The sequence below is a fragment of the Candidatus Thiothrix phosphatis genome (genome assembly GCF_035668035.1).
Taxonomy (GTDB): domain Bacteria; phylum Pseudomonadota; class Gammaproteobacteria; order Thiotrichales; family Thiotrichaceae; genus Thiothrix; species Thiothrix phosphatis.
Genome location: NZ_JAYMYJ010000105.1, coordinates 1 through 13,382, shown reverse-complemented (window position 1 = coordinate 13,382; position 13,382 = coordinate 1). Strand labels below are relative to the sequence as shown.

The 13,382-nt window shown below is 59.6% G+C and carries 11 protein-coding genes and 1 pseudogene; 1 reads left to right on the top strand and 11 read right to left on the bottom strand.

Going from position 1 to position 13,382, the window contains the following annotated elements; all coding sequences use genetic code 11:
- Positions 1 to 213 precede the first annotated feature (213 nt).
- From chrA to VSS37_RS10570, 7 genes are all read right to left on the bottom strand, one after another.
- On the bottom strand, positions 214 to 1,563 hold the full coding sequence (chrA, locus tag VSS37_RS10600) for a chromate efflux transporter (RefSeq protein WP_324695033.1): 1,350 nt from the start codon (positions 1,561 to 1,563) through the stop codon (positions 214 to 216).
- A gap of 86 nt (positions 1,564 to 1,649) precedes the next feature.
- Positions 1,650 to 2,801 (bottom strand): glycosyltransferase, encoded by a 1,152-nt coding sequence (locus VSS37_RS10595; protein WP_324695032.1) that lies wholly within the window; start codon positions 2,799 to 2,801, stop codon positions 1,650 to 1,652.
- Positions 2,802 to 2,899: 98 nt separating this feature from the next.
- Positions 2,900 to 4,600, bottom strand: a complete 1,701-nt coding sequence (locus tag VSS37_RS10590) for an Aq_1262 family (lipo)protein (protein WP_324695030.1) — start codon at positions 4,598 to 4,600, stop codon at positions 2,900 to 2,902.
- An 81-nt stretch (positions 4,601 to 4,681) separates the two neighbouring features.
- Positions 4,682 to 6,472 (bottom strand): PhoX family protein, encoded by a 1,791-nt coding sequence (locus VSS37_RS10585; RefSeq protein ID WP_324695028.1) that lies wholly within the window; start codon positions 6,470 to 6,472, stop codon positions 4,682 to 4,684.
- A 97-nt stretch (positions 6,473 to 6,569) separates the two neighbouring features.
- Positions 6,570 to 7,652, bottom strand: coding sequence for a hypothetical protein (locus VSS37_RS10580; protein WP_324695026.1), 1,083 nt, complete (start codon positions 7,650 to 7,652; stop codon positions 6,570 to 6,572).
- Entirely contained in the window at positions 7,649 to 8,284 is a 636-nt protein-coding gene (locus VSS37_RS10575; RefSeq protein ID WP_324695024.1) for a 5-bromo-4-chloroindolyl phosphate hydrolysis family protein, read from the bottom strand. Before VSS37_RS10575 ends, VSS37_RS10580 begins: the two co-directional genes overlap by 4 nt.
- Positions 8,284 to 9,912, bottom strand: a complete 1,629-nt coding sequence (locus VSS37_RS10570) for a vWA domain-containing protein (protein WP_324695022.1) — start codon at positions 9,910 to 9,912, stop codon at positions 8,284 to 8,286. Before VSS37_RS10570 ends, VSS37_RS10575 begins: the two co-directional genes overlap by 1 nt.
- A 186-nt stretch (positions 9,913 to 10,098) precedes the next feature.
- On the opposite strand from VSS37_RS10570, the gene VSS37_RS10565 reads away from it, so the two are divergent.
- Entirely contained in the window at positions 10,099 to 10,428 is a 330-nt protein-coding gene (locus tag VSS37_RS10565; RefSeq protein ID WP_324695021.1) for a DMT family transporter, read from the top strand.
- Positions 10,429 to 10,455: 27 nt separating this feature from the next.
- Here VSS37_RS10565 and VSS37_RS10560 read toward each other — a convergent pair whose 3' ends face one another.
- The 4 genes and pseudogenes from VSS37_RS10560 to VSS37_RS10545 all read right to left on the bottom strand — a co-directional run.
- Entirely contained in the window at positions 10,456 to 11,184 is a 729-nt protein-coding gene (locus VSS37_RS10560; protein WP_324695018.1) for an esterase family protein, read from the bottom strand.
- A gap of 44 nt (positions 11,185 to 11,228) precedes the next feature.
- Positions 11,229 to 12,044, bottom strand: a complete 816-nt coding sequence (locus tag VSS37_RS10555) for an IolE/MocC family protein (protein ID WP_324695017.1) — start codon at positions 12,042 to 12,044, stop codon at positions 11,229 to 11,231.
- Positions 12,045 to 12,177: 133 nt separating this feature from the next.
- Positions 12,178 to 13,137, bottom strand: coding sequence for an acetylxylan esterase (locus VSS37_RS10550; RefSeq protein ID WP_324695015.1), 960 nt, complete (start codon positions 13,135 to 13,137; stop codon positions 12,178 to 12,180).
- Between the two features lie 51 nt (positions 13,138 to 13,188).
- Positions 13,189 to 13,382 (bottom strand): annotated as a pseudogene (locus tag VSS37_RS10545) (isoamylase early set domain-containing protein); the annotation flags it as partial.

The following is a 13,382-nucleotide window of genomic DNA, read 5'->3' as shown; positions in this document are numbered from 1 at the left end:
CGCATTTGGCCGGGTATGGTACACCAAACGCCAAGCTTTCATTCCAAGTAAGTGAGGTGTTTTTCATCACCCATTTCAACAGCTCTTCAGGTGGTTTTGTGTTTTGCTGATGCCCAATTCCACCCGAAACAGCAGGCAGTGCAGGAAAACTCATACCGGGCAATTCCAGCTATGCGTCTCCTGCCGGGGCTTGGCAATGATCCGCCCCCATCATCACATTGTCCCCTTAATCAATGCATAAGCCAGCCCCAGCAGCGCGCTGACGCCGATTACCCGCATGATGTCCTGCTTGTATTTCCATAGTGCCAGGAAAGCGGCAATGGCGACCAGCACCGGGAACCACTGGAAGGTTCCGGCAAACGGTGCGGTGGCCGTCCCTTGCGGCCAGAAGGTGTGCCAGGCGAAGAACACCGCCAAATTGATGATCACGCCCACCACAGCAGCAGTGATGCCGGTCAGCGGCGCGGTGAATTTCAGGTCGTTGCGGGTGCTTTCCACCAGTGGCCCACCCACAAGAATGAACAGGAACGACGGCAGGAACGTGAAAAACGTCGCCACCGCCGCACCGGCCACACCCGCCGAGCCCGGATTGGCAAGCACACCCTTGGTGACGCCACCCAAGTAGCCGACCCATGTCACCACCATGATCAGCGGCCCCGGCGTGGTTTCGCCCAGCGCCAGCCCATCCATCATCTGCGCACCGCTCAACCAACCGTAATGCTCCACCCCGCCCTGATAGACATAAGGCAGCACCGCATACGCCCCACCGATGGTGAGGAAGGCCGCCTTGGTGAAGAAATTGCCCATATCGGCCAAAACCTGTTGCCCACCCAGCGCCAGCATGGCCAGCAGCCAAACGGCGACGAATACCGCCACGGTTGCACCCAGCCTGGGCCACGAAAACCGCGCATGTGCCGGGGTCGGGGCATCATCATCAATCACCGCTGCACCGTAAGCCTTGTCGGATGCGCCATGCCCGCCGCCGCCCTTGAACTTGTCCGGCATCAGTTTGCCGCCGAGTGCACCGAGGACACCCGCCGCCAGCACAATCCAGGGAAAGCCAATCCCGAATGCAAAAATGCCGACAAACGCCAGCGCCGCCATACCCCACAGGATGCCGTTACGCAACGCCTTGGAGCCGATCCGCCAAGCCGCAAACAGCACCACCGCCACCACCGCTGGTTTGATGCCGTAGAAAATGCCCTGCACCAGCGGCACATCCCCCCAGGCCAGATACACACCCGCCAGCGCCGACAACAGCACGAACGCAGGCAGGAAAAACAACACCCCGGCAATCACCGCACCCAGTACGCCATGCATCAGCCAACTGATGTAAATGGCAAGCTGGATGGCTTCCGGCCCCGGCAGCAACATGCAGTAGTTGAGCGCGTGCAAAAAACGGTGTTCGGAAATCCAGCGTTTCTTTTCCACCAGATCGGTATGCATGATGGCGATTTGCCCCGCTGGGCCACCAAAGCTGATGAAACCCAATTTCAGCCAGTAGAAAAATGCCTGCCCCAGTGTTGGGGTGGGTGGCGCTGCTTGTCGCGTCGGGTCGTTCAAGGGGAATCCTCCGCTAAGGAAAAAGCATGATAGAAATCGTCAAGGATGCGGCTTCCTGCTGCGTGCTGCAACCTCAGAAAAAGCGGTTATCCACCCATAACTTGCTGATAAAACACCACCAGTTTTTCCGCCTGTGCAGTATGTGACCAGGACGCCGCATACGCCAGCGCCTCCTCGGTTTTCTGGGCGTGCAGAACCTTATCCTGCAACAGGCGTTCAACCTGTGCGGCGAAACCTTCGGCATCCTCCGGTGCCACCAGCCCGCCTTGCCCCGCGCCGATCACATCCCGCGTCCCCAGCACGGCGGTGGAGACGACCGGCGTCCCGCAAGCCATGGCCTCAATCAGCACCAGCCCTTGCGTTTCGGTGCGGGAGGCGAACACGAACACATCCGCCGCCTTGTAACATGCCTGCAAATCGCCATCACGGCGCAGATAGCCCACGAACTTCACCTGCTGCTGCAACCCGCCCCGCTTTACCTGGGCATGCAGCGCCTTTTCCGCCGGGCCTTCCCCAGCAATCACCAACAGGATATTGGGTATTCGGGCCTGTAACCGCCCCACAACCTCCAGCAGGAAACCGATATTCTTTTCGAACGCCACCCGCCCCACAAACAAGATCACCGGGCGGTCGGCGGGAATCTCCTGTTTCCGGCGGAACGCCGCGCCATCCCCGGCTTCGAACACCTGCATGTCCAACCCCGTCGGCAGGACAGTCATGGGTGTCCCCACCCCGTAATCCACCAGCACCTGCTGCATGGCGCTGGAAGGCACCACCAGCGCGTCCAGCTCGGCGCACTGGGTGCGGGAAAAGCGCCGCGCCGCATAACGCAGCCATTCCTTGGGCAGCCATTTGACGTAGTTGTACAGGTATTCCTCGAAAAATGTATGGTACGTCGCCACCACCGGCAGTTTGAGCTTGCGCGCCAACTTCAGCCCGGCGTAATGCGCCACGAACGGGGCATGGATATGGATAATGTCGTAATCCTCCGCCCGCAACGCCTCCGTCAGCCGATGGATATGGCGGATGCGCATCATGCGGTCTTCCGGGTCGACCACCACCTTGCGCGAACTGATGCGGACAATGCCCGCCTCATCCGCCACTGTCTGCCCATAATCCGGCGCAATCAGGGTGACAAGATGCCCGGCGGCCTGCAACGCCTGCCGGAACGCCTGGATGGAGGTGGAAACACCGTTCACACGGGGAAAATACACGTCGGAAACCATCAGGATGCGCATCTGCAAACCACGCCAAATGAATAAAAGCCCCCAGCTTAATCGGACTTCATGACACTTTGTTGACAGGCACGGCCAGATGCGCCGCCCTGTCCGGCTGGCTATCGCGGGCCGCTGATGATGGCGCTTACCCCGGTTTCCTGTCCCCTTTCCACGCTTTCATGGACATTGCCTGGCGGCGTGACCATCGCCTCGCGCCCATGGATGAAATCTTGCCCATCCACGATCGTCTTGTACGCCTTGTTGAGCTGCAACGCCCGCCCCGAGGATGGCAGCAGCAATTCCGCAATGTCACCATGCAGGCGGTTGGCGGCATCCGGGTTCAGGTTCCCCGCCCCGTCGAAAAACTTGCTGATGACTTCCAGGTTTTCGCGGAACTCATCGCCCGCGCCGTTCTGCTCCAGGTAATGGGTGTATTCGTACTGGCCGTCGGCACGTTTGGGTTCAGGGACACCCTGCAAACCGCGCTGGCTCCAGTGATACCAACCCTGCTGGAAACTGTCATGGCCCAACTTGCGCGGAAAGGAAAAATTGCTGTCGCTGGTGGCGCCGATGCCGCCGTGGCAGCCCATGCAGGCGGTGGTTTCCTCAAAAGTCTGCGGACGCAAGGCACCTTCCCGGTCTTCGATGAAACCCTGATACACCCAGCCCGCCCGATTGCTCATGCCCTGCTCGACATTGCCGATCAACTGGCGCAGGCGGTCGGGAAACTTGGCTTTTTCCGTCGCCTCGGTGATCGCGGCGGACTCCAAATCCGAGTAGGTCAGCCAGCCGGTTTTGCGGGCGTAGCGCAATTCCTTCATGCGCGGTGCCAGCTTGACCTTGCCCGCCGCATCCAGATCCAGGTAGCGCACGCTGTGGAGGAATTCCGTCCCTTCCGGAAACAAGCCCGCCGCCAGATGCAATTGCCCCGCTTCCTGCATCGCCTTGGCCTGCCCGACGAACGCCATAGTGCGGCCTTCCTTCGGTGCCCAATCGAATGCAATCCGGGTCGCCACCGCCAATGTCCCGTCCTTGTCCAGGTCAACGCCAAAACGGCTTTCATCGACCGGGCCAACCGGCACATCCTGGCGGGTCATCAGCGCCTCGACAATCGCCAAGTTGGTCTTGTAGGCCAGCAGGTCAAATTGCCCGTCAGCATTGCGGCGGAACGGCTCCCCCAAGCGGATGATGACATCGTCCGTGGAGCCATTGGTCGGCCAGAAAGTCCCCAAAAACGGGGTATAAGCGAACGCCCGCCAGCCGCTGTACTGGTTGCCGGGGGTGCGGTCAAAGCCTTCCTGGTCAAAATTCATGTAGCAATCAGGAACAAACCCCGACCACTGGCCATCCTTGTCAAAGTCCCAGCCCGCCGGGACGGCCTTGAGCTTTTCCGCCAGATCAATTTTGCCAGCGCTGCTTTGGTAATTGTTGTGCCGCACATACTCCAGGATGGCGCTGTCGCTGATGGCGGCGACTTGCTGGCTGCGGTCTTTAAACAAATTGCCCCAATGGTTGGTGTTGGCGTATTCCGCAAACGTATAGCCGAGCTGCAAAGCGCCATCATTCACAAAATTGGGTTCTTTGGGCGGAATATGGCAGGTCATGCACGGGTTATGCGCCCTGCCCGCCGTATCCAGCGTGCGGGTATAACATTGCGGCGGGATGTAGGCCGCCTGGTTGGCCGTCAGGGTTTGCGGCGTCAAATCCTCCAGCACAGCGCTGGCGGCGGACGTTGCTGTGCCACCGCTGTCCGCCTCCCCTCCGCAAGCCGACAAACACAAACCCAGCATGCCGCTGATCATCAGGTTCCGGTCAATCATCCTGTCATCTCCTGAATACAAAAAAAGGGGCAGCCACAGCCGCCCCCGTTTCTTATTTTTATATCAAACAGCAGCCAACGCTCACTTCATGGAAGGGAGTGGGCCGATGTAGCCGGTATAGGCGCGGTTGTCGCCGGAGCCAGCCACCAGTTTGCTTTGGTCAGATTCGCCGTAAGGGTGTTGCACCACCGCCATCAGGTACGCCCAGCCGTTGATGTCCGGGTAGAAATACGGGGAAGTGGTTTCCGAACCGTATGGCGTGGTCAGGATGCGGGTCAGCGCCTTGGACTCGGTGTTGTAAGACCAGATGGCGTCATTCTGATGGCCAGTGCCGGTGTCTTCACCAATGATCAGGGTCTTGTAGCCCGGCATGTAGGTCACGTTGTCCGGGTTGGCGACACCGTTCAGGTCACAGGTGTTGGCCGCGTCGCCGGTGGTGGAGGCCTTGCCGGGAACCACGCCCGCCATGCTGGTGGCGGCATAATTGTCATCCAGTTTCAGGCCAAACACGGTGCCGCAGCTGTTTTTGTCCAACCGGATGTCATTCGGGCCGCCCAGGTCGGTCTTGTCGTTATCCAGCATGCTTTTTTCAACCGAGGACATGGACATATACATAGTCTTGCTGTCTTGATCCAGCGTGATGCCTTCCATCTTGTTGAATTCGGTGGTCGCACCCTTGAGGGCGGCATAGCGGCGGGTTTCCAGGCGGGAAGCGGCCTTTTCCATGCCGGTTTTCAGCTTCAGGCACTCGGTGACGCCATTGATGCCGGTTGTGCCGCTGCCGGTGGCAACATGCGTAAAGCCCGCTGTTGGGCAGGAACCGTCCGCGTTGGCGGTTTCGGCGTCAAACATATCGGCGAAGGTCAGCTTGCTGTCCAGGTAGGTTTTGACTTCCGCATCGGTCGCCTTGCCCAGGCTGACCCAGGACAGGTTGGCCGCGCCACCGTTGTCCTTGCTGGTCTGCGTCCATTTGGCAGCGAACAGTTCACCGGAACTCAGGTCGCCCGCCTTGTCCGCCACAAAGCGCAGCATCACGCCGTTACCGCCATCGTCAGACATGTAAACGGTCTTGTTGTCAGGCATGACCTTGCCCAGTTCGTGCGCGATACGGCCCATCGTATAATGTTTGGTGACGGTGGCACTGTCGAACGAATTGACTTTGACTTCGACCTGATAGCCATAGTCATAGGCATTCAGCGCCAGCTTGTTGCCGCCGTAGTAGGCCGCCATGGCATTGTAATATTCGCTGTCGTTGTCGATGGAGCCGGTGGCCGGGTTAACCGCACGGGCGTCAGGCGGGTATTCTTCACTGCCCAGGTGGGTGTTCCACGGCGTCACGCTGCCTGCACAATGCACCCAGCCGCCATGGACAGCGGAGAAATCCAGGTTGCGGGTCTGCACGGCGGTCAGCTTGCCGCTGGTTTTGTCCTGGGAAAGTTCAGTCAGGTACATGGCTGCCGGACGGGTTTCAAAGTGGGACACCATGAACAGTTTGCCGCCGACCGGCAGCAGGGAAGCAAAGTCATTGTCGTCGGAAACGCGCAGCGAGCCATCGGTGGCGGTCAGCGGTGTGCCGGTGGAATCGTAGACCAAGCCGAAGGTGCCTCCGCCGACCTGGTCGCCACTGCGCATGATGGTGTTGTAGCCAATGTTGTAGTCCTTGCCATTCACCGTCGCCTTGCTGGTGGCGCTGACCGCGCGTTTTTCCGCCTCCGTGGCAGGGACAGGAACAGAACCAAAGCTGATGGAGCGGGCGGCAGGCGTAGTGGTGGTGGTGGTCGTATCCGAGGCGCTACCGCCGTCATTACCGTTGCAACCTGCCAGCGCAGCGGCCACTGCCACCGCCATCAGGCTGATGTTCAAATGTTTCATTACGGAATCTCCATTATGAGTGGGCTTGGATGAGCCGCAATGTAAGCAAGAAAGTTTGCAGCAACATGAAACTTATATTGCAGTTTGGTTAAGCCGCTTATTCCAGCGCATCAATGAGCCGCTTCATCACCGCCGCTTCAGGCAACGGCATGACCTGGTTGACCGTGGCAGGGATTCCACCCACGTTCAGCACGTCCGGGCTGTTGCCCACCCCCAGCAGGCCGCTGCGGAAGCCATGCGCCTTCCACGCCAGCGCCTGCAAACCCTGGTCTTGCAACGCATCCTCCAGCCGCTTGCAGTTGGGCGTCAGGGAAATCAGCGGATGGCTGGCGAACACCGTTGGTGCCGGGTACAGGATGTCGATCTTGTCACGGATCACATCGCGGTATTCCTGATGTGCGATCACAAACTCCACCAGTTGGTTTTCGTAACCGACAATGATCGGGCGTGCGCCCATGCCCTGCTTGAGGAAATTTTCGAAAATGTCGCCGGAACTGTGTTCCATATACCCCATGGCGCGGAAATACGCCTGCACTTCCGGCAGCACCTTCGGCAGATCCGCCGCCGCCACCACATTGCCGCCGTTCAGGGTGTTGGCCAGCAGGCCCGCCCACATATTGCCGGAATTGGAGCTGCGCGGGTCGGTGGAAAAGATTTTCAACGCGCCGTACACATCCAACCCCAGATCCTCCTTCCAGCGTTTCTGCTGCTGCACCCGTTGCGCCAGCTTGAGGGTGTCGACCGTCAACACGCCATTGTTGCGGGCGGCGACGCCGGTCTTGAGGAAAGCTTCCGTCACTGGCCGCCAAGCGTAAAACACCAACGGCGAATTGAAGATATTGGTGTCGGACAGCACCGGCCTGCCCGCCTGCCGCGCCAGCTCCACCGCAATCTGGTTGGACGGCCACAGGCAGTCCACGCCATCAACGGGAAGCTGGGTCGCCATTTCGATGCTGCCCGCCTTGGCGGCGTTGAGGCGCACCTTGTATTTGTCCAGTATTTTCCGCACGCCGGGGTCAGTGAGGAAAGCCGTTTTCTCACCGCCGTAGAAAATCTTCACGTCCGCCCAGTCCTGCTTGGCGGTGGCGGTGCGTTGCAGGCTGCCCCAATCCACCTGGGTGGCGACCACGACGCCTGCGGCGACCGCCAGCAATATCAGGATTCCCAGTAGCTTTCTCATTGGCTTGTTTCCTTGGCGGCGGGAACGGCGAGCTTCATCACGTCGCCGAGCACGGCGGTTTCCAGCTCCAGTTTTTCGAAATCGTTTTCCAGGCATGCATCATGGATGGTCTGCAAATTCGGCAGGTAACCACGGATGGCACCACCAACTTGGTGGAGACGCTCCAGGGATGCGCCGCTGGTCGCACGCTCGCTTAATGCCACATAATCCGCCACCAGTTCGAGGATTTTCGGCAGGTAGTGATTGGTGAAATTACGGCTGTACTTGAGGTCGCGGGCGTCAACGCGGTAATTGGCACCGATGTCATCCACCAGTTGCGCCATCCGCCCCAACGCTGTCGCCGTATCGGCGTCAAGGCGTTTGGCTTTGCTGGCCTTGCGCAGTTGTTCGGCAGCCTCTTGGCATTGGCGCGCCGCCGTATTGATGTCAGACTGGGTGATATTGGCGAAAACATAGACCTCACTGTCTTCCGGCGCACGCTCAATCAGCAGCAGGCTGGCGGCATACACCGCGAAACCGGCCAGCAAGGCCGCCCACCACACCAGCCCCAAACCCAGATACACCGCGACAAACACCAGCGCGGCGAACACGCCCGCCACGACCTGCCGCCATAATTCCTTCAGTTTCAGCATCAGTTGTAACCCTTGGCATCACGCAACACGGCGGGCAGGTCGCCCTTGACCTGGAACAGGCGGCCAACACTTTGCCCGGTCAGTTCCTGCAATTGCTGCGTATCGGCATCACCGAACGCAATCGCATGGATCGGCACATCCCTGGCGAACGGCAACGCCTGCAAGGCGTCCTGGAACGCGAACCGGTTGGTGCCGTCGGAACGCCCGTCCGTCATGGCGACAATGGCGGGCAGGTAACGCCACAGCGAACCGTCGGCCTGATAAGGCTGCAACTGCTGCAAGGCTGTCACCAGCGCGGCGTACAGGTCGGTGCCGCCGCGCGCTTCCAACGACTGCACGCTGCGCAACGCCGCCGCCAGTTGGGCGGGATCATTGCCCTGCACTTTCCAGACCGCTTCCACTTGATTGTTGAAAGGGATGATGTAGGTAATGTCCTGTGGCCCCGGCTGCAACAGGTGTTCACTGGCTTGGGCCGGGTCCAGCAAGGTGGTCATGGCCTGCTTGAGGCTGTCGATCCCGGCACCGCTCATGCTGCCGGAAACATCCAGCACCCAGACCGTGAGGCTGGGCTTGCGCAAATCGGTCTGGTAAAGGTTGAGGGCCTCCTGGATGACCTGTTGCTGCGGCACCGGGATGGAGGCGATGTTCTTGTCGGCCTCAATCCCCCAAGCCGGATTCCAGACAGACTTGTCAGGATTGGCGACCGTCATGCCCAGCAAGCCGGTGCGGCGGCCCATGCCTTCAATCCGCTGCTGCACCTTGCTGGAAAGCAGGTACTGTTGCAGCTTCAGGAACAGTTCCTCCTTGGCCTTGTCGCCTTTGTCGATAAAGCCGAGCGGGCTGTCCGCCACCGACAACCCGTCCTGTGGGTAGATGGCGTACAGCGGCTCCTGCCCCTGTTTCACCAGCGCCTGGTTGGCTTCGATGACCAGCGCCTCGTAATTGAACATGGCGTCGAAACGGTCGGGGTGCTGCACCAAGGCTTCCTTCAGCCAACCGGAGCTGCCCGAGGAGCGGTTGGTGGTGGACAGCAGGCTCTTGACCTTTTCCCGCACGGACGGGTCTTGCAAATTCTGCATGGTCAGGGTGTCGGGGTAGCCCGCCATGGCGTACAGGAAGCCGAGATAAGCACTCGCGCCCGAATTGGACTGGGTGGCGGAAGTCATGGCCAGCCGGAAGCGTTTCTGTTCGGCGGCGTCGAGGATGTCCTGAATCCGCACCGTGCGCTTGTCCCAGCCAAGCTGGCGGGCGATGGATTGCTTCAGGCCGAGCACCACTGGGGAACGCATGATCGATTGTTCATGCCTGACCACTTTCTGCGTGTCACCCAGTTCGACCCACAAATGGTTGGCAGGCCAAATGGCGTCGTAAGGCATGGCCGCACCCTGTTGCAGGTTACGGTAAATGTCCACGCTGCCCTGGTAAACCACGGCGATTTTCTTGCCTTCATCGCTTGCCCAAGCGTCGATCAGGGGTTGCAGTTCCCTGTTTTCCGAGCCGGAAACAATGACCAAATCGGCATTGGCGGGGTCGACATTGGCTGGCGGCGCATTCCCGCCATCCAAGAACAACCCTTTCACCAGCAACAGGGCGGCGATGACAGCAATGATCCATGTGAATTTCTGCATGCAAAACTCCGGCGGCGTTCCATTAGCTTTTATCGTTAGCATACTAGCCTGCACAATATGACAATTACATGACAAACTGCGCCCGGCGCGGTTTTGCGGATGTATATTCCGGATGCCACATATCCAGACAAGCTTTCTTTCTTTATGATACCGGCTCTGTTTTGTTGGACCCGGTTTCTGGAATTTATGTCTTACCTTTATCTTGCTCTCGCCATCGTGGCTGAAGTCATCGCCACCAGTTCCCTGCGCGCGACGGAAGAGTTCACCAAACCATTGCCGACATTCGTCATGGTGGTTGGTTATGGGATGGCGTTCTATTTCATGACATTGGCGTTGCGTTCCATCCCGTTGGGCGTCACCTACGCGGTGTGGTCTGGCCTGGGCATTGTGCTGATCAGCATCATCGGCATCATTTTCTACAATGAACGCCTGGATCTGGCCGCGACGCTGGGGATGCTGCTGATCATCGCCGGGGTGCTGGTCATCCACCTGTTTTCCAAAACCGTCCGGCATTGACGCCGCCTTGGCGCATCCGGACGGCGGCTACAGGTACAGCGGGGCCATCCGCCGCCAGTAATAGCCCCGGTGGGCGCGTTCATCCCATTCATGCAACTGGTGCCGGACGCCCTTGCTGTGCAGGATATGGCTCAAATGCTGGTTATTGCCCAGGAACGGGTCTTCCCGGCCAATCACCAGCACGATGTCCATCCGCTGCAAATGGCCCAACCGCCAGCCACAGCCCAGGTTCGGCAGGAAGTGCGTCGGCGTGTGGAAATAAATGTTTTCGTCGTAATAGCCGTTGAACAGGTCGGTGAAGCTTTCCACCGGCAAAGTCAGGTCATAACGGCCGGAAAACGCGCTCAGTTTCTGGAACAGGTGCGGATGGCGGAACGCGATATTGGCGGCATGGAACGCCCCCAGGCTACAGCCGTGCGCGATGGTGCACGGGTGCGGGTTCTTGTGCTGCATGAACGGCAACACTTCATGCAGGATGTAATCCTCAAAGCGGATATGGTGGCGGATGCGCTCGGCGGGATGCTTCCAGAAGCAATACAGCGACTCATGGTCGACACTGTCCACGCAGAACAGTTGCAGATGCCCCGCCTCCAGCTTGTGCGCCAGCTGGTGCACAATGCGCAACTGCTCGTATTCGTAAAAACGCCCGTCACGGGTGGGGAACACCAGCACTTTCGCCCCCGCATGCCCGAACACCAGCAATTCCATCATGCGCCCCAGCCGGGCGCTATACCAGCGGTGATATTCCCGTCGCATTTGCCGAACCTGCCCCTCCTCAACAGCCGTTTGACCCTTGCGTATCAGCGCCCCAACCGCCCCATCACCAACGCCATGTTTTCCAGCGCTTGCCGGGGCTTGACCTCAAACACCTTGCGGCTGTCTGGAAAGTGTTCACGCAGTTCCGCCATCACCTCGAAATAATCCCATTTCAGGGTGTAGCTGTCGGCGCGGTTCATGCCCGTCGCCTCGGTTTCCACGAAGGACAAATGCTGGTCTTCCAGCCCGTTGTTGGCATGCAGGTGGAAATGGATGCGGAACCCCCTGTCCGCCAACTCCCGCAACCACAAAAACCACTGCGGCAATTTTTCCAGTGACCAGATTTTGGCGTGGCCAATATCGAAGCAATGGTGGATGTGACGCAGCTCCAACCGTTCCACCAGGTCAAAAAACCAGCGGTAAAACTCCAGGTTGTGGTAGGTGTTCTCGATATGGATGGGATGCTGGCGTTCGGCGCACACCGCCTCCAACACCTGCAACTGGCGGGTCAGGTATTCAGCCAACGCCTTGCGGTGGGCGGGGCGTTGGCTGGTTGGCCGGTTATGGATGTGGGTAATGGAATAGGTGGAGCCGATTTCCTGCGCCTGGGTGATCTGCTGGTGAAGCTGCCCCTCCATCCCGGCGAGATGGAACAGGCTCAGGCGCTGGTGATCGAGATGGGTGCTGACCGGAATCGGGACGGAAGCCTCCCGCAGGCTGGAGCGGATCAGCTCCCACGCTGCGGGGTTGCCAAAATACAGGCCAACTTCCAGCGGGCGCTGTTGGCCGATGGCGGCGCTGACGACCGGCCCGATTTCTTCATGGCTCTTGTCGACGATCTTGTAACCAAAGGTTTGCATGCTGCGGCTCCTGGTGGGGGTCAGGGGAACTTTACCGGGTTTGTGTTGCAGGGGTATGAACACATGCCCCAATGGCGCGCCGCTTATTACGCCAATGTCAGCTCACTACGGTAACCATGCCGGAATGACAGCCCTATAACTGCCCGAAGAAATTCTCCAGTTCCGCCAGCAACGCCTGTTCCTGCGCCACCTGCTGCGGGTAGTTGAAATGCCCGGCCTCCAGCACGAACAGCGACTTCGGCTGCGGCAATGCATTGTAAATGGCGAACTGCCCGGGTGGCGCCACCGCCGGGTCAAACAAAGCGGCGGCGACATGCATGGGCTGATGGATAAAACCGGCGGCGACAGCGGCGTCGTAATACTGCAAGGTGTCGAGCACATGGCCGTGCTGCTGCTGGTACTGTTGCACCGCCGCCCCGCTGCCGACGGTGGGCAGTTGCAGGCGCAACGGCTGGTTGCCGAACGTCGGCACATTCAGGTGCGCCCGCTGGATACGTTCATCCCACGGCAGGGCCAGCGCGCCAATCCCGCCGCCGAAACTGACGCCTGCATACCCGACATGCCCGCGCGCCGCCGGGAACAGCAGCAGCAAAGCCGACACCGCCAGCCACAGATCCTCCACACAGCCGCCGATGATGTAGTGTTCCGGCTTGTCGATGCAGTGCAACACATGACAGGACGGGTCACTGGACACCGCCGCCAGTTGGCTCAACGACAGGCCACGGAAACAGGGGAACAACAGCGCAGCCCCTGGCGGATGCAGACGGTCATCCGGCCCGCTGCAACCGCCATAGCCATGCCCGAACACCAGCCCCCGCGTCACCGGCTGATCCTGCGGAACCAGCAGCCATCCCCGGATCACGGTGCCGCCGGTGGACAAATAGCGCAGGTCGTAGACCTCAAAACCATTCCGCGCCACGCCGGTATGCTCAATGAGCGGGCGTGGATGCATCCTCATGGCGCTTTGGTAACGCGCTTGCCAAAAGGCGGCGAAATCAGCGGGCGGCGGCGGTGCGCTTACCGCCAACAACGCCTCCGGTGAATAACCATAAGCGGGGTCAAATGCAAAAGGGTGGGTGAAGCCAACAGCCATACGGGTTCCTCACAGACAAACAGGGAACCCCTGTTTATACCCGATTTTCACCTAGACGCGAACGATGGAGTTTTCCCCATCCAGGCCGTTGGCGGCGTAACCATCCGCTTCCCAGTCGTTTTCCCAGGAACCGTCATCGTACACATAACGGAACTGGTATTCCTGGCCAGAGTCCAGCTCCAGCACAGAAGTGAACTCGCCGCTTTTCAGGGCGTTCATGGGCATGGCCTGGGCATCCCAGGCGT